Annotated in this window: 15 protein-coding genes; 8 read left to right on the top strand and 7 right to left on the bottom strand. The window is 72.2% G+C overall.

Annotated features, from left to right (window positions below; translation table 11 throughout):
- From sucC to FHS88_RS14560, 3 genes are all read right to left on the bottom strand, one after another.
- The gene (sucC, locus tag FHS88_RS14550) at nt 1-1194 is read right to left on the bottom strand and encodes an ADP-forming succinate--CoA ligase subunit beta (protein WP_184486047.1); all 1194 of its coding nucleotides are present in this window, start codon (nt 1192-1194) and stop codon (nt 1-3) included.
- A gap of 61 nt (nt 1195-1255) precedes the next feature.
- Complete coding sequence (mdh, locus tag FHS88_RS14555) at nt 1256-2209, bottom strand: malate dehydrogenase (RefSeq protein ID WP_184486050.1); 954 nt, start codon at nt 2207-2209, stop codon at nt 1256-1258.
- Between the two features lie 106 nt (nt 2210-2315).
- On the bottom strand, nt 2316-2918 hold the full coding sequence (locus FHS88_RS14560) for a hypothetical protein (RefSeq protein WP_184486052.1): 603 nt from the start codon (nt 2916-2918) through the stop codon (nt 2316-2318).
- Nucleotides 2919-3066: 148 nt separating this feature from the next.
- On the opposite strand from FHS88_RS14560, the gene FHS88_RS14565 reads away from it, so the two are divergent.
- The gene (locus tag FHS88_RS14565) at nt 3067-4545 is read left to right on the top strand and encodes a glycosyltransferase family 61 protein (protein ID WP_184486055.1); all 1479 of its coding nucleotides are present in this window, start codon (nt 3067-3069) and stop codon (nt 4543-4545) included.
- Nucleotides 4546-4584: 39 nt separating this feature from the next.
- Here the strand turns inward: FHS88_RS14565 and zapE are convergent, their stop codons facing one another.
- Nucleotides 4585-5769 carry a cell division protein ZapE gene (zapE, locus tag FHS88_RS14570; RefSeq protein WP_184486058.1) on the bottom strand — a complete coding sequence of 395 codons (1185 nt, stop codon included), beginning with the start codon at nt 5767-5769 and terminating at the stop codon, nt 4585-4587.
- Between the two features lie 256 nt (nt 5770-6025).
- Between zapE and FHS88_RS14575 the strand changes: the two genes are divergently transcribed.
- The gene (locus FHS88_RS14575; protein WP_184486061.1) at nt 6026-6793 is read left to right on the top strand and encodes a sulfite exporter TauE/SafE family protein; all 768 of its coding nucleotides are present in this window, start codon (nt 6026-6028) and stop codon (nt 6791-6793) included.
- Here FHS88_RS14575 and FHS88_RS14580 read toward each other — a convergent pair.
- Together FHS88_RS14580 and FHS88_RS14585 are read right to left on the bottom strand one after the other, a co-directional pair.
- The gene (locus FHS88_RS14580; RefSeq protein ID WP_184486063.1) at nt 6780-7466 is read right to left on the bottom strand and encodes an RraA family protein; all 687 of its coding nucleotides are present in this window, start codon (nt 7464-7466) and stop codon (nt 6780-6782) included. The genes FHS88_RS14575 and FHS88_RS14580 overlap by 14 nt on opposite strands.
- 102 nt (nt 7467-7568) lie before the next feature.
- Complete coding sequence (locus FHS88_RS14585; RefSeq protein ID WP_184486066.1) at nt 7569-8759, bottom strand: MFS transporter; 1191 nt, start codon at nt 8757-8759, stop codon at nt 7569-7571.
- Nucleotides 8760-8939: 180 nt separating this feature from the next.
- Between FHS88_RS14585 and atpH the strand changes: the two genes are divergently transcribed.
- From atpH to atpC, 5 genes are all read left to right on the top strand, one after another.
- Complete coding sequence (gene atpH, locus FHS88_RS14590) at nt 8940-9539, top strand: ATP synthase F1 subunit delta (RefSeq protein WP_338146583.1); 600 nt, start codon at nt 8940-8942, stop codon at nt 9537-9539.
- Between the two features lie 2 nt (nt 9540-9541).
- A complete protein-coding gene (atpA, locus tag FHS88_RS14595; protein ID WP_184486069.1) occupies nt 9542-11074 on the top strand; it encodes a F0F1 ATP synthase subunit alpha in 1533 nt (510 codons plus the stop codon).
- 25 nt (nt 11075-11099) lie between these two features.
- Nucleotides 11100-11984, top strand: a complete 885-nt coding sequence (locus tag FHS88_RS14600) for a F0F1 ATP synthase subunit gamma (protein WP_184486072.1) — start codon at nt 11100-11102, stop codon at nt 11982-11984.
- 68 nt (nt 11985-12052) lie between these two features.
- The gene (atpD, locus tag FHS88_RS14605) at nt 12053-13480 is read left to right on the top strand and encodes a F0F1 ATP synthase subunit beta (RefSeq protein WP_408902414.1); all 1428 of its coding nucleotides are present in this window, start codon (nt 12053-12055) and stop codon (nt 13478-13480) included.
- Nucleotides 13481-13667: 187 nt separating this feature from the next.
- Complete coding sequence (atpC, locus tag FHS88_RS14610; RefSeq protein WP_184486075.1) at nt 13668-14078, top strand: ATP synthase F1 subunit epsilon; 411 nt, start codon at nt 13668-13670, stop codon at nt 14076-14078.
- Nucleotides 14079-14090: 12 nt separating this feature from the next.
- Here the strand turns inward: atpC and FHS88_RS14615 are convergent, their stop codons facing one another.
- Nucleotides 14091-14693, bottom strand: a complete 603-nt coding sequence (locus FHS88_RS14615; protein WP_184486078.1) for a hypothetical protein — start codon at nt 14691-14693, stop codon at nt 14091-14093.
- Between the two features lie 143 nt (nt 14694-14836).
- Between FHS88_RS14615 and FHS88_RS14620 the strand changes: the two genes are divergently transcribed.
- Complete coding sequence (locus tag FHS88_RS14620) at nt 14837-15697, top strand: ferritin-like domain-containing protein (protein ID WP_184486082.1); 861 nt, start codon at nt 14837-14839, stop codon at nt 15695-15697.
- The last annotated feature ends 2 nt before the right edge of the window (nt 15698-15699 follow it).

Here is a 15699-nt window from a genome sequence, read left to right on the forward strand (position 1 = left end):
TCAGGCCCCCTTCACGGCGGCGACAACCTTCTGGGCGGCGTCGGCCAGGTTGTCGGCGGGGATGATGGCAAGTCCGCTCTCGGCCAGGATCTTCTTGCCGAGGTCCACGTTGGTCCCTTCGAGCCGCACGACCAGCGGCACCTTGAGGTGCAGCGTCCTGGTCGCCGCCACGATGCCTTCGGCGATCATGTCGCACTTGGCGATGCCGCCGAAGATGTTGACCAGGATCGCCTTCACGTTCGGGTCGGAGGTGATGATGCGGAACGCCTCGGTCACGCGCGCGGCGTTCGCGGTGCCGCCCACGTCGAGGAAGTTCGCCGGGCTGCTGCCGTAGAGCTTGATGATGTCCATCGTCGCCATGGCGAGGCCCGCGCCGTTCACCATGCAGCCGATCTCCCCGTCGAGCGCGACGTAGTTCAGGTCGTGCTTCGTGGCGTCGAGCTCCTTCGGATCCATCTCGGACTCGTCGCGCAGCGCCTCGAGGTCCTTGTGGCGGAACAGCGCGTTGTCGTCGAAGGAGACCTTGGCATCGAGCGCGACGATCTCCCCCGCGCCGGTGACGACCAGCGGGTTGATCTCGACGATCATGCAGTCGAGCTCGTGGTAGGCGCGGTAGAGCGCGGTGACGAACCGCGTGAAGGAGGCGACCTGATTGCCCGTCAGGCCCAGCCCGAAGGCGAGCTTGCGGCAATGGAAGCCCGACAGGCCCGAGGCCGGGTCCACGGCGACCTTCAGGATCTTGTCGGGGTGGTGCTCGGCCACCTCCTCGATCTCCATGCCCCCTTCGGTCGAGGCCATGATCGTCAGGCGCGAGGTGTCGCGGTCCACCAGCAGGCCGAGATAGAGCTCGCGCTTGATGTCGCAGCCGTCCTCGACATAGACGCGGGAGACGACCTTGCCGTGCTCGCCGGTCTGCTTGGTGACGAGCGTCTTGCCGATCATCGCCTCGGCGGCGGCCTTCACGTCCTCGATCGACCTGACGACGCGCACGCCGCCCTTGCCGTTCGGATCCTCCTTGAAGCGGCCGGCGCCGCGGCCGCCCGCATGGATCTGGGACTTCACGACATAGACCGGGCCGGGCAGGTTCCGCGCGGCCGCGACCGCCTCCTCCGCGGTCCAGGCCACATGGCCGTCGAGCACCGCGACGCCGTAGCGGCGCAGCAGCTCCTTCGCCTGGTATTCGTGGATGTTCATCCCGGGATGTCCCTCGGCCTGACAGGAAAAGGGCCCGGCCTTGCCGCCGGGCCCGGGCGGGTCAGCCCACCAGCTTCTTCGACGCCTCGATCAACTCGCGCACCGCGCCGCAGGACTTCTCGAAGGCGGCCTTCTCGGCCGCGTTGAGCTCGATCTCGACGATCCGCTCGACGCCGCCCGCGCCGATCACCACCGGCACGCCGACATAGAGGTCCTTGATGCCGTACTGGCCGGTCAGCCAGGCGGCGCAGGGCAGGACGCGCTTCTTGTCCTTGAGGTAGGACTCCGCCATCGCGATGGCCGAGGCTGCCGGCGCATAGAAGGCCGAACCCTTCTCGAGCAGCTTCACGATCTCGCCGCCGCCATTGGCGGTGCGGTTCACGATCGCGTCCACCTTCTCCTGCGTCGTCCAGCCCATCTTCACGAGATCGGGCACCGGGATGCCGGCCACGGTGGAGTAGCGGGTCAGCGGCACCATGGTGTCGCCGTGGCCGCCGAGCACGAAGGCGGTCACGTCCTCGACCGAGACGTTGAACTCCTGCGCGAGGAAGAGGCGGAAGCGCGCCGAATCGAGCACGCCGGCCATGCCCACCACCTTGTTCGCGGGCAGGCCCGACTTCTCGCGGAACACCCACACCATCGCATCGAGCGGGTTGGTGATGACGATGACGAAGGCGTTCGGGCAATGCTGCTTCACGCCCTCGGCCACCTGGGCGATGACGCCGGCATTCTTGGAGACGAGGTCATCGCGGCTCATGCCCGGCATGCGCGGGAAGCCGGCGGTGATGATGACCACGTCCGAGCCCGCGATGGCGCTGTAGTCGCCCGAGCCGACCATGTGGCTGTCGAACCCGTCCACCGGCCCGGACTGCATGATGTCGAGCGCCTTGCCCGCGGCGACGCCGGGGAACACGTCGAACAGCACGACGTCGCCGAGCTCCTTGAGCCCGATCAGGTGGGCGAGCGTGCCGCCGATGTTGCCGGCGCCGATCAGCGCGATCTTCTTGCGGGCCATGACAAGTCCTCAAGGCAAGGGTGCGGTGCGAAAAAGCGCCGCTTCCTAGCCCGTGGCCCGCGCCGCGGCAAGGCGGCGGGCGGCACTCCGCCGCCCCCGGGGCGCGTCAGAGCGGCATGCAGCGGACGATGTCGGTGTGCCCGTTCGCGAGCGTCGCCATGGTGCCCACCGGGCAGGAGCGTGCCTGCGCGTTGGTCGCCGGGGCGAGGCCCGCCTGCCAGGACACCTGGCGCGGGCCGGCCTGGCGGCAGTTGCGGCCCCGGCACTGCGCCGCCGCCTGGCGGGTGCCACTGCGCGCGGCGGCCTGAGTGCGGTTGCCGGCCTGCGCGGCCGCCTGGGTCCGCCCGCCGGCGCGCGCGGCGGTCTGGCGCGCCGTCCCGGGCCGCGTCGCCGCCTGCCGCGCCGGGGCGCTGCGGGTGGCGGCGGCGCGCTGCGCCGGGCGCGGGGTGCTCGCCTCGCGGGCCGGCGCGGCGGCACGGCGGGCGGCGGTGGCGCGCGTCTGCTGCGCCGCGGCCCGGCTGGCCGGCTGCGCCGAGGCCGCGGAGGCATTGCGCGCCTGCTCGGGGCGGCGCTGCGCCTCGGCGGGGCTCGCGGTCTGGAAGGCGGCGAAGACGACCAGCAGGGCAGCCCAGACGTAGCGCATCGCGATCAGCCTCTCGATTCGTTTCCGCGTGTTTCGGCCGAAGGGTTTAACGGCCACCGGACGCATCGCCAAGAGGCGATGCAGCCTGGAGTCGTTGCGATTCCGGCGATTCCACCGCCGCGCGAAGCTGGCTAGCCTCCGCCCGATGTCCCTCGCCGACCAACCGATTCCCCCCTGGCCCGGGCCGGGCCGGCCGCGGTTTCGCGCGGCCTTCATGGAGGCGGTGGAGGCCGCGGCGGCGCGCGCGGACTGGGCGGCCGTCACCGCTGCGCTGCGCGAGGTTCCGCCGCGCCAGATGCCGCTGCCGTTGGTCTCGACCTTCCTCGCCGCGGCGCTGCGCGACGACCGGCCCGATACCCTGCGCGCCGCCGTCCTGGCGGCGGTGGAGGCCGACATCCCGCCGGCGCGGCGGGCGCGGCTGGCCTGGCGCCTCGCCTTCGCGCACCGGCCGGACGAGGCCTGGCTGGTGCTGCACGCCGACCCGGCGGCGATGGCCGATGCGGCGGCCTATCCGACCATCGTGCAGCTCCTGGGCCGGATCGCGCGCGCGCCCGAAGCCCGGGCGGAGCTGCGCGCGAGCGCGGGCGCGCTGGCGCGGCGCTATGCCAACCGCGCCACCGCCGCGCCCGTGCCGGCGCCGCATGCCTTCGCGGAGGGCCCGCTCGCACCGCATCCCGGGCCGGGCGCGGCGCGCATCCTCGCCGCGCCGGGGGTGCCCGCGGTGGTGATCGAGGCCTACCGCGCGGCGATCGGCGGCTTCGAGGCCGCGCTCGCCACCCGCGCGCCGCCCGATGTCGTCGAGTTCCGCGACGTCTTCGTCAACCGCCTGGGCCAGGTCTGGCTGGCCAATGGGCAGGTGGTGCTCGACCAGGGCCAGGCGGTGCCGGAGGCCTCGCGCGCCGCCATGCCGGGCGCGCCTTCGGTCGCCGAGGCCGCGCTGGCGGCCGAGACGCACAACAGCATCTACCACTGGCTCGCGGACTGGCTGCCCTCGCTCGCCTGGCGCTTCGAGCCGGGCGCGCCGGACATCCCCGTGGTGGTGCGCGACGACGCGGCGGGCTTCGTGCTCGAGAGCCTGCGCCTCGCCGGCGGGGCGGCGCTGCCCGTCCTGCCCGCGGGGGACGCGCTGCGCGTCGGGCGGCTGTTCCTCGGCAGTTTCGGGGCGGGCAGCATCGCCCCGCTCGGCGCGCATCGCCGGCTGCTCGAGACCTTGCGCGCGGCGGTGGATGCCGCGCCGGAGCCGCCCGGCGGGCCGGCGCGGCGGCTCTACATCTCGCGGCGCGACAGCGCCAAGCGGCGGCTCGGCAACGAGGAGGCGGTGGAGGCGGCGCTCGCCGCGCGGGGCTTCCGCGCCGTGACCTTCACCGGCATGCCCTATGCCGCGCAGGCGCGGCTGGTGCGCGGGGCGGAGGCGATCGCGGCGCCGCATGGCGGCGGGCTCGCGCATCTGCTGCTGGCGCGGCCGGGCACCGCGGTGTTCGAGATCATGCCCGGCACCGTGGCGGGGGCGCAGCTGACCACCTGCATGGCCCGGCTGTCGCGGCTGATGGGCCTTAGGCACCTCGTCTGGCTCGAGGCGCTGAACCCGGTCACGGCGCGCTGGGCCGCCGGCCTGCCGGAGATGCTGCCCGCGCTCGATGCCTTCCTGCGCGGGGAGGGGCCGCCCATGCCGGCGGACGGCGTCGGAGGCTGATGCCCGGCGGACGAAGCCCCGCCCTCGGGCCGCCGGGTGTCAGGTGAGGTGCGGCAGGGCGAGGTAGTCCTGGCTCTGCATCTCCATCAGGCGGGAGGCGGTGCGCTCGAACATCGCCGCGTTCTCGCCGCGCTCGTAGAGGCGGTCCGGGTGGTCCTCCGCGCTCGCCACCAGCTTCACCCGGTGCTCGTAGAGCGCGTCAATCAGGGTGATGAAGCGGCGCGCCTTGTCGAAGTTCTCGGGGCCGAGGCGCGGGATGCCGTCGATCACCAGCGTGTGGAAATGCGTCGCGACGGCGAGGTAGTCGGCCGGGCCGAGCGGCTTGCCGCAGATGTCGTCGAACTCGAAGCGGGCGACGCCGCGCGCGGCCTGCGGCACCTCCACCGCGCGGCCGAGCAGCGTCAGTTTCGTCGGCTTGGCGGGCGTGTCGCCGGTCAGCTCGGCGAAGGCGGCATCGAGGGCGCGCTCGGCCCGGCCGTCGGGCGGGACGTGCCAGGTGGGCAGGCCGCGGATGCGTTCGCGCCGGTAGTCGCGCGCGGATTCCAGCACCAGCACCTCGATCCGCTTCTTGATCAGCGCGATGAAGGGCAGGAAGGCGTCGCGGCCGGGCTTGCCCTTGAACAGGTCGTCGGGCGCGGTGTTCGAGGTCGCGACCACCACCACGCCGCGGGCGAAGAGCGCCTCGAACAGCCGGCCGAGGATCATGGCGTCGGCGATGTCGTGGACCTGGAACTCGTCGAAGCAGAGCAGGGCCGCCTCGGCGACGATGGAATCCGCGAGCGGGGGGATCGGGTCCGCGGTGTCGCCGTGCTGCTGCTTCCAGGCATGGATGCGGCGATGCGCCTGCTGCATGAACTGGTGGAAGTGCAGGCGCTTCTTCCGCGGCACCTCGGCGCTGGCGAAGAACAGGTCCATCAGCATGGACTTGCCGCGCCCGACCTCGCCCACGAGGTAGAGGCCGAGCGGCGCGCCCTCCGGCGCCTCCTCCACAGGCTTGCGGCGGAGGAAGCGGGAGAGGAAGCCGCCGGTCTCGGGCGGCTCGGCCTTGGGGTCGTAGCCGCGGGTGCGGCGCCAGAGATCCTGCAGCTTCTCCGCGGCGAGTTCCTGCGCGGGGTCGCGCGCGATCAGCCCCGCGGCGATGCGCGCGCGCAGGGCGGGCAGCGGGCCGTCGGACGGCGCTGAGAGGGACGGGCCGGGCGGCGCGGCGTCCGGGGGCGGTGTCATGGAGGCGGTGATTAGACCGCGCCATGGGAGGCGACAACCGAGCGGAGGGCGGGCCTGCCTTGCGCCCGCGGCCGCGGCGCCACCGGCGCCGGCCCCGGTCCGACACGCTCGCTCGTCCGGCTGAAGATGGCCGCCGAACCGTGCGGCGCAGGCTCTCGCCTCAGGGCAGGGCGGCAGGGCGACGGGCCAGGGCGGCGGAGGAAGCCGCCCGCCATGCCCTGGACGCGCCGCCCGTCCCGTCGGAGGCTCCGCCCGGATGGAAACGCTTCTGGCCCGCCTCCCCGAGTCGGGCGCCTTTCTCGGCATCATGCTCGCCGCCCTGCTGGGCGGCCTGTCGCGCGGCTTCTCGGGCTTCGGCGCGGCGCTGGTCTTCGTGCCGCTGGCCTCGGCCGCGGTGGGCCCGCGCGCGGCGGTGCCGGTGCTGGCGCTGCTCGAATGCGTCTCCTGCCTCGTCTTCCTGCCCAATGCCTGGCGGCACGCGCAGCGGCGCGAGGTCGCGGTGATGGCGGGCGGCGCCGTCTGCGCGGTGCCGATCGGCACGCTGATCCTCGCCCACAGCGACCCCGTCGCGCTGCGCTGGGGGCTGACGGGGCTGGTGCTGCTGGCGGTCGCCGTGCTCGCCTCGGGCTGGCGCTACCGCGGGCGGGGCTCGGCGCCGCTGACGCTCGGCGTCGGCGCGGCGGGCGGGCTGATGAGCGGGACGGCGATGCTGGGCGGCGTGCCGCCGGCCGTCTGGTGGCTCGGGCGTTCCGCGCCGGCGGTGATCGTGCGGGCCAACATGAACCTCTACTTCGCCATCCTGACGGCGGCGGTGACGGCAGCCCTGGCCTGGCGCGGGCTGATCGGCTGGGACAGCGCGTGGCTCGCGCTGGCGGCGGGGCCGACCTACGCCCTGGCGCTGTGGGGCGGGACGCGGCTCTTCGGCCTTGCCAGCGAGCGGACCTTCCGCCGCGCCGGCTACGCGCTGATCCTCGGCGCGGCGGTGCTCGGGATGCCGCTGTGGGATCCGCTCACGGGCCGATGACGCGCGCGCCGGCCATGATGGCGCGCATCCGCTCCGTGCTGGTCGCACCGGCGGCGACGGCGGCGATGGCCTGCTCCTCCGCCGCGCGGACGGCGGCAAGGCGTTCGAGCACCGCCTCGGCCCGGTCGCGCGGCACGATCACGACGCCATCGGCGTCGCCCACCACGATGTCGCCCGGCCGGACATGCTGGCCGCCGAGCGTGATGGGCGCGCCCACCACACCCGGGCCGTTGGCGGCGGGCGAGGCCGGGATGATGCCGGCGGCGAAGAGCGGCAATCCGGTGGCGACGATCCCCGCCCGGTCGCGCGCCAGCCCGTCGGTGACAAAGGCGGCCACGCCCTTGTTGCGCAACATGCCCGCGACGAGGTCGCCGACCACCGCCGTGCCCGCATAGGCGTCGTTGGCGACGACGATGACATCGCCGGGCTCGGCCTCCCACAGCGCGCCATAGACGCCGACGACATCGGCCGGATAGGCGAGCGCGGTCAGGGCCGGGCCGGCGAAGGCGGCATTGGCCGGGTCCATGGGCTTGATGCGGTGGTCGAGGGCGCCGCGGCCATCCATGGCATCGACCAGATGCGAGGTCTGCGCGCCGCGGAAGGCCTCGACCAGCGCGCGGCCGGGGCGGCGATGGCCGCGATGGATGGTGATCAGCGGCGGGTTGTCGAGCATGGCGCGTCCTCCGGCGGATGGCCGGGATGCTCGCGCGCGGGATGCGGCGCGTCCAGGCGGGGCCGCGCCCTGGCGAAGGCGTTGCGGGCCGCCCGCGGGCGCTCAGCGCCGCAGCAGCACCGCGGCTGCGAGGAGTTGCAGCGCGAGCGCCGCGGCGCCGACCGTCCAGTCCCCGGCGAGGTCGCGCATCAGCCCGAACAGCCCTGGCGCGAAGGCATAGAAGGCCTGGTTCACCGCGGTCAGCGCCGCGACCACCGCGCCGACCTGCGCGGGCGGCCATTCCGCCTGCGCGATCAGCATGGGCAGGGAGAGCAGGTTGCCGAGGCCGAGGCCGAACAGCACGCAGGCCGCCAGGTAGAGCCAGGCCGAGTCGCCGCCCGCGGCGAGCAGCGCCACCGAGCCCGCCGCCTGCACGAGGAAGTTCAGCACGCCGGCCACCCGCCGGTCCGCCCCGGGCGGCAGCAGCCAGCCCACCGCGGTGCGGCCGAGCACCGCGCAGATGGTCGCGAGGCTGAGCGCCCAGCCCGCCCCGCGCGGCCCGAGCGCCGGCGCCATCAGCGAGAAGACCTGCGAAAGCAGCCCCATCTGCGCCACCATGCCGATGGCGAAGGCGGCCGAGAGGCTGCGGAAGGCCGGCTGCGACCACAGCGCGCCGGGCCGCGGCGGCTGCGCGCGCGGGGCGGGGGGGGCGGCGGCGCCGTCCGGATGCAGGCCCATCGCCGCCGGGCTGGTCCCGAAATAGCGCCGCGCGAGCGGCCACAGCGCGAGGATGCCGAGGAGGCCGATCAGCCCCGCCGCGGGGGCGAATCCGAGCCAGGCGATCATCGCCGCCCAGAGGGGCACGAACAGGATCCCGCCCATCGAGGCGCCGTTGAAGGCCATGGCCAGCGCCGCCGGGCGACGGGCCTCGAACCAGGGCGAGATCAGCGCGTTGATCGCCGCGCCACTGGTCACCGCCCAGCCCGCGGCGGTCAGCAGCGCGGCGGGCAGCAGCGCCCAGGGCGCGGGCGCGAGCGCCCAGCCGAGCGCCCCGGCCGCGGCCAGCAGGATGCCCGCGCGGGTCACGGCGACGGGGCCGAAGCGCGCATGCAGGCGCGGCAGGCGCGTGACGAGGGCGGCGCTGGCCAGGAAATGCACGGTGATGGCGCCCGAGACGAGGCCGACCGACCAGCCCCGCCCCTCGGCCAGCGCATGCAGCCAGACCCCGGGGCCGTAGAAGCCGATGCCCCAGGCGAAGCTGGCCAGCGCGAAGGCCGCGGCGACCACGCGCCAGCCGAAGAAGCGGTCCGCCATCGCCGGCCAGCATGGCACGCCGCGCGGTGCGGGGAAGGGTGGCCGCGCGCGGATTCTGCCGCCCGGTCGGTTGCGGTGCGGCATACCCTGTGTTAAGCGCCCGCCCGCCGCCGGGGGGAGCCCTCGCGCGGCCTTGTCCTATGCCGTTGCCCACGCCGAGAACAGGACCGGGACCCGCTCGTGGCCGCTGCCGAGACCATCCAGACCGCCTCCTCCGCCCCGAACCCGGTCGGTGCGCCCGCCCGCTACGCCCATGCGCTGCTCGGCCTCGCCGATGACCGGCGCAAGGACGATCCCGGGGCGCTCGACCGCATCGCCGCCGATCTCGAGGCGCTGTTCGGCCTCTGGCGGGACGACAAGTCCTTCCGCGACTTCATCGCCGACCCGCGGCTCGACGGCGCCAAGCAGCGCGCCGGGGCCTTCGCCATCCTCGAGCGGGCCGGGATCGGGACCGAGGTGCGCAACCTCGTCGGCGTGATGATCACCAACCGGCGCCTCGCGGCGCTGCCCGCCGTGGCGCAGGCCTTCGGCGCGCTGCTCGCGGAGCGCCGCGGCCAGCAGACGGCCGAGGTGACCACCGCGCATCCGCTGACCGAGACGCAGCGCGCGCAGATCGTCGCGCGGCTGACCGAGGCGGGCTATTCCAACGTGCGGCTGGCCGAGCAGGTCGACGCATCCATCCTGGGCGGGCTGATCGTGCGGATCGGTTCCCGCCTCTACGACAACAGCATCAAGTCCAAGCTGCAGCGCCTGCAGTACGCGATGAAAGGGGCCGCCTGACCATGGATATCCGTCCTGCCGAGATCTCGGAAATCCTGAAGGCGCAGATCGCCGGCTTCGACGCCGACGCGAACGTGGCCGAGGTCGGCACCGTGCTGACCGTGGGCGACGGCGTGGCGCGCGTCTATGGCCTGCAGAACGTGATGGCCGGCGAGCTGGTGGAGTTCCCCGGCGCGGGCATCCGCGGCATGGCGCTGAACCTCGAGGCGGACAATGTCGGCGTCGTGATCTTCGGCGACGACAAGAACATCCGCGAGGGCGACACCGTCTCCCGCACGCAGTCCATCGTGGACGTGCCGGTGGGCAAGGGCCTTCTCGGCCGCGTGGTGGACGCGCTCGGCAACCCGATCGACGGCAAGGGGCCGCTGACCGACGTGACGCGCGCCCGCGTCGAGGTGAAGGCGCCCGGCATCATCCCGCGCAAGTCCGTGCATGAGCCGATGCAGACCGGCATCAAGGCGATCGACAGCCTGATCCCGATCGGCCGCGGCCAGCGCGAGCTGATCATCGGCGACCGCCAGACCGGCAAGACGGCGGTGATCGTGGACACGATCATCAACCAGAAGCCGATCAACGCCTCCGGCGACGAGAAGCAGAAGCTCTACTGCATCTACGTCGCGGTCGGGCAGAAGCGCTCGACCGTCGCGCAGCTGGTCAAGACGCTCGAGGAGCAGGGCGCGCTGGAATACTCGATCATCGTCGCGGCGACGGCCTCCGACCCGGCGCCGATGCAGTTCCTCGCCCCCTATTCGGGCTGCGCGATGGGCGAGTTCTTCCGCGACAACGGCATGCACGCGGTGATCTTCTACGACGACCTCTCCAAGCAGGCCGTCGCCTACCGCCAGATGTCGCTGCTGCTGCGCCGCCCGCCGGGGCGCGAGGCCTATCCGGGCGACGTGTTCTACCTGCACTCGCGCCTGCTCGAGCGCGCGGCGAAGATGAACGACGATTTCGGCGCGGGCTCGCTGACGGCGCTGCCTGTGATCGAGACGCAGGCGGGCGACGTCTCGGCCTATATCCCGACCAACGTCATCTCCATCACCGACGGGCAGATCTTCCTGGAGACGGAGCTCTTCTACAAGGGCATCCGGCCGGCGGTGAATGTCGGCATTTCGGTCTCCCGCGTCGGTTCGGCGGCGCAGATCAAGGCGATGAAGCAGGTCGCCGGCCGCATCAAGCTCGAGCTCGCGCAGTACCGCGAGATGGCGGCCTTCGCGCAGTTCGCCTCCGACCTCGACGCGACGACGCAAGCGCTGCTCGCCCGCGGCGCGCGCCTGACGGAGCTGCTGAAGCAGCCGCAGTTCAAGCCGGTGCCGGTCGAGGAGCAGGTGGTGGCGATCTTCGCCGGCACGCGCGGCTACCTCGACCGCATCCAGGTGAGCCAGGTGGGCGAGTTCGAGCGCCGGCTGCTCGCCGACATCAAGACGCGCGAGCCCGGGATCCTCGAGGCGATCCGTACCGACCGCGAGATCAAGAAGGAGACCGAGGCGAAGCTGGTCGCCTTCCTCGACGGCTTCGCCAAGTCCTTCGGCTGAGCGGGGAAGGCGCGGAGAGCGAGCCATGCCCAGCCTGAAGAGCCTGCGCAACCGGATCAACAGCGTGAAATCCACGCGCAAGATCACGCAGGCCATGAAGATGGTGGCCGCGGCGAAGCTGCGCCGCGCCCAGTCCCGCGCCGAGGCCGCGCGGCCCTATGCCGAGCGGATGGAGCGGATGCTCGCCTCGCTCGGCGCGGCGGTCGCGGGCCAGCCGGATGCGCCGCGCCTGCTGGTCGGCACCGGGTCGGACCAGGTGCATCTGCTCGTGGTCGTCTCCGGCGATCGCGGCCTCGCTGGCCCCTTCAACACGAATATCGGCCGCTTCGCGCGCCTGCGCATCCGCGAGCTGGAGGCGCAGGGCAAGACGGTCAAGCTGCTGACGCTCGGGCGCAAGGGCGCGGCGTTCCTCAAGCGCGAGTTCGCCTCCCGCTTCGTGGGCGAGATTTCCTACGCGAACAAGAAGGCCATCGGCTTCGAGGACGCGGCGGAGGTGGCGGCGCAGATCACCGCCATGCTGGAGAGGGGCGAGTTCGACGTCTGCTCGCTGCTCTACAACCGATTCAAGAGCGTCATCACCCAGACGCCCTCGGAGCAGAAGCTGATCCCGGCCGCCGTGCCGGAGACAGAGGAGGACAGCCTCGCCGGGCCGCAGGCGCTCTACGAATACGAGCCCTCGGAGGAGGAGATCCTCGCCTCGCTGCTGCCGCAGAACCTTGCCGTGCAGATCTATCGCGCGCTGCTCGAGACCACCGCCGGCTTCTTCGGAAGCCAGATGACGGCGATGGACAACGCGACGCGCAACGCGGGTGAGATGATCAACAAGCTCACTCTCAACTACAACCGCACCCGCCAGGCCAACATCACCAAGGAGCTGATCGAGATCATCTCCGGAGCGGAGGCTGTATGATGGCGCGTGCACCGAAGAAGAAGTCCGATGCCGCCGAGGCGGCGCCGATCGATCAGGGGATTTCCGCCGTGAAGAACAATGTCGGCAAGGTCACGCAGGTGCTCGGCGCCGTGGTGGACGTGCAGTTCCCGCAGGACCTGCCCGCCATCCTGAACGCGCTGCACTGCAAGGTCGAGGACCGCACGCTGGTGCTCGAGGTGGCGCAGCACCTCGGCGAGCGCACGGTGCGCTGCATCGCGATGGACACCACCGACGGCCTGGTGCGCGGGACCGAGGTGGTGGACACCGGCGCGGGCATCGCCGTGCCGGTGGGCCCCGCGACGCTCGGGCGCATCCTCAACGTCATCGGCGAGCCGATCGACGAGCGCGGCCCGGTGGCGGCCGAGAAGTACTACACCATCCACCGCGACGCCCCGGCCTTCGAGGAGCAGGCGACCGCGGCCGAGATCCTGGTCACCGGCATCAAGGTCATCGACCTGCTCGCCCCTTACCTGAAGGGCGGCAAGATCGGCCTGTTCGGCGGCGCCGGCGTCGGCAAGACCGTGACCATCCAGGAGCTGATCAACAACGTCGCCAAGGCGCATGGCGGCGTCTCGGTCTTCGCCGGCGTGGGCGAGCGGACGCGCGAGGGCAACGACCTCTACCACGAGATGGTCGATGCCGGCGTCATCAAGCTCGGCGAGGGCACGACCGAGGGTTCCAAGGTGGCCCTGGTGTATGGCCAGATGAACGAGCCGCCCGGCGCTCGCGCGCGCGTCGCGCTCTCGGGCCTGTCCATCGCGGAATACTTCCGCGACGAGCAGGGCCAGGACGTGCTCTTCTTCATCGACAACATCTTCCGCTTCACCCAGGCGGGCGCGGAGGTGTCGGCGCTGCTGGGGCGCATCCCCTCGGCGGTGGGCTATCAGCCGACGCTCGCCACCGACATGGGCGCGCTGCAGGAGCGCATCACGTCCACGAAGAAGGGCTCGATCACGTCCGTGCAGGCGATCTACGTGCCGGCGGACGACCTGACCGACCCGGCGCCGGCGACCTCCTTCGCGCACCTCGACGCCACCACGGTGCTCAACCGCTCGATCGCCGAGCTCGGCATCTTCCCGGCGGTGGACCCGCTCGACTCGACGAGCCGCGCGATGGACCCGCGCATCGTCGGCGAGGAGCACTACAACACCGCGCGCGAGGTGCAGAAGATCCTGCAGACCTACAAGTCGCTGCAGGACATCATCGCCATCCTGGGCATGGACGAGCTGAGCGAAGAGGACAAGCTGATCGTGGCGCGCGCGCGCAAGATCCAGCGCTTCCTCTCCCAGCCCTTCCACGTGGCCGAGGTCTTCACCGGCACGCCCGGCGTCTTCGTGAAGCTCGAGGACACGATCCGGTCCTTCGCCGCGATCTGCAAGGGTGAGTACGACCACCTCCCCGAAGCCGCCTTCTACATGGTCGGCACCATCGAGGAGGCGGTGAAGAAGGCCGAGGGCCTCAAGGCCGCGGCCTGATCCGGCCAGCCCCTCGGCCGCGGCGGCTGCCGCCGGCGGGCAGGAGGGGCGGGCCGAGCGGGCGGTATCGGCCCGGGCAGGCTCGGTGTCCGTCGTGGCGTGCCTTGGCGCGCATGGGGCGCCGGGCGTGAATGCTGTATGGCGGGGGCGCGGCGCGCCTCCCGTGATGTCGTAGGGGTTTGCACGGATGGCCACCTTCCAGCTCGAATTCGTCTCCCCCGAGAAGCTGCTGCTCTCGCGCCCCGTGGAGATGGCCGTGATCCCCGCCGCCGAGGGCGAGATGGGCATCCTGCCCGGCCATGCGCCGATGATCGTGGCGCTGCGCGGCGGCGTGATCTCCGTGCGCGAGAACGGGCAGGAGACGGAGAAGCTGTTCGTCGCCGCCGGCTTCGCCGAGATCACGCCGGGCCGGGTGACCATCCTCGCGGAGGAGGCGACGCCGGTCGCGCAACTCTCCCGCGCCGATGCCGAGGCGCGCATCGCCGCCTGCGAGAAGGCGCTGGCAGAGGCGCAGGACGCGGCGCCGGAGAAGCGCGAGGCCGCGATGGCGCGGCTGCTCTCGGCGCGCGCGATGCTCGAGGCCGCGCAGGCGGCCTGAGCCGGCGCGGCCTCAGCCGCGCTCCCACCGCTGGTTCACCGTGAAGCCGTAGGCGGGCGCCCCGAACCTGCCGAAGTTGCGCCGGTTCCTCAGCGCCATGTCGCGGCCGAGGCTCAAATCCCTGCGCCAGACATCGATGTACACCGCCGCCTCGTTCCAGTGCGCGGGCTCGTTGACCGGGGTGTTCCAGTCGCGGTTCAGGACGCAGAAGGTGTGGTCGCCATCGGCGTAGCTCATCTTCTCGATGGGCCCCTCCACGCGGTGCTTCATGAGCCAGACGATGACGGCCGCCGTCACCTCGGCGCAGTTGCCGCAGCCCGCCTGGCCGGTCAATTCCGCGAGCAGGAAGAGACGGTCTATCTCTTCCGTGACGCCGTCCGCCTCGACCTTCGCCTCGTAGTCCTTCCGGAGCTGGGCGACGCAGATGCCCGCGACGCCGGTTCCGTCCCCGAAGAAGCTCGGCGTCGGGATGCCGACACCGCCGATATAGGTCGTTCCGTGCCAGTTGTGCGGATTCGTGGCGTCGTTGCCGGCGCCGAGCGGCGTCCTGGCGACGACGTGATCATAGGCGCCCCGGCCGATGTCCAGGGCCCGTTCCTTCGACAGAAGCTTCAACGAGGTTCTCCGGCAGTTGATTGGCAGCGGCGCGCCGGCCCCCGACGAGGGGCGGCCACCGCCGCTGCGCCCCAAGATTGCCACCGAAGCATGCCGAAGGTTAGGAAGAGGTTCAGCGTCACAGCCGCCCGGGACAACGACCGATGAAGCACTGGCATATCGACGAGGTGGCCTGGCACCGGTTCGACCCTTCCAGGCTCGATCCCGAGGTCGTTCCGCTGGTCAAGGCCGCCGCCATGGTGGAGCGCAACGCGGCCGACTACGTCACCTACCTCACGCGCGTGTTCCACGACGACCCCGATTTCCGCGCCGCCGCCGAGCATTGGGGCGTGGAGGAGACGCAGCACGGGGACGCGCTCGGGCGCTGGGGCGAACTCGCGGACCCGTCCTGGAACTTCCTCGATGCCTTCGCCCGCTACCGCGCGGGATACAAGATCCAGCTCGACGCGGACGCCTCCATCCGCGGCTCGCGCAGCGGGGAGCTGATCGCGCGCTGCATGGTCGAGACGGGCACCTCCTCCTACTACACGGCGCTCGGCGACTCGACCGATGAGCCGGTGCTGAAGGAGATCTGCCGCCTCATCGCCGCGGATGAGTATCGGCACTTCAAGCTGTTCTACGACCATCTGAAGCGCTACCTCGCGCGGGAGAATCTCTCATTCACGCGCCGGCTGCGCGTCGCGCTCGGCCGCATCGGGGAGAGCGAGGACGACGAGCTCGCCTACGCCTTCCACTGCGGCAACGAGGATGCCTCGCTGCCCTACGACCATGACCGTTGCATCGCCGGCTACATGGGCCGCGCGATGGGCTTCTACCGCTTCCGCCACATCGAGCGCGGCATGGGCATGATCTTCAAGACGATCGGCCTCGAGCCGCGCGGGCGCATGGCGGACATCGCCGCCAAGGGCGCCTGGCGGCTGCTGCAATGGCGGCGCGACCGCTACCAGGCGGCGCTGCGGCGGGCTGCGAACGAGAACGCCGGCGCGCCGGCCAAGGCCGCCTGAGC

The sequence above is a fragment of the Neoroseomonas alkaliterrae genome (assembly GCF_014199195.1).
Taxonomy (GTDB): domain Bacteria; phylum Pseudomonadota; class Alphaproteobacteria; order Acetobacterales; family Acetobacteraceae; genus Neoroseomonas; species Neoroseomonas alkaliterrae.

Excerpts from the sequence above, each read along its gene's own strand:
- sucC (WP_184486047.1), bottom strand. The coding sequence starts at position 1,194 with ATGAACATCCACGAATACCAGGCGAAGGAGCTGCTGCGCCGCTACGGC.
- mdh (WP_184486050.1), bottom strand. The coding sequence starts at position 2,209 with ATGGCCCGCAAGAAGATCGCGCTGATCGGCGCCGGCAACATCGGCGGC.
- FHS88_RS14560 (WP_184486052.1), bottom strand. The coding sequence starts at position 2,918 with ATGCGTCCGGTGGCCGTTAAACCCTTCGGCCGAAACACGCGGAAACGA.
- FHS88_RS14565 (WP_184486055.1), top strand. The coding sequence starts at position 3,067 with ATGGAGGCGGTGGAGGCCGCGGCGGCGCGCGCGGACTGGGCGGCCGTC.
- zapE (WP_184486058.1), bottom strand. The coding sequence starts at position 5,769 with ATGACACCGCCCCCGGACGCCGCGCCGCCCGGCCCGTCCCTCTCAGCG.
- FHS88_RS14575 (WP_184486061.1), top strand. The coding sequence starts at position 6,026 with ATGGAAACGCTTCTGGCCCGCCTCCCCGAGTCGGGCGCCTTTCTCGGC.
- FHS88_RS14580 (WP_184486063.1), bottom strand. The coding sequence starts at position 7,466 with ATGCTCGACAACCCGCCGCTGATCACCATCCATCGCGGCCATCGCCGC.
- FHS88_RS14585 (WP_184486066.1), bottom strand. The coding sequence starts at position 8,759 with ATGGCGGACCGCTTCTTCGGCTGGCGCGTGGTCGCCGCGGCCTTCGCG.
- atpA (WP_184486069.1), top strand. The coding sequence starts at position 9,542 with ATGGATATCCGTCCTGCCGAGATCTCGGAAATCCTGAAGGCGCAGATC.
- FHS88_RS14600 (WP_184486072.1), top strand. The coding sequence starts at position 11,100 with ATGCCCAGCCTGAAGAGCCTGCGCAACCGGATCAACAGCGTGAAATCC.
- atpC (WP_184486075.1), top strand. The coding sequence starts at position 13,668 with ATGGCCACCTTCCAGCTCGAATTCGTCTCCCCCGAGAAGCTGCTGCTC.
- FHS88_RS14620 (WP_184486082.1), top strand. The coding sequence starts at position 14,837 with ATGAAGCACTGGCATATCGACGAGGTGGCCTGGCACCGGTTCGACCCT.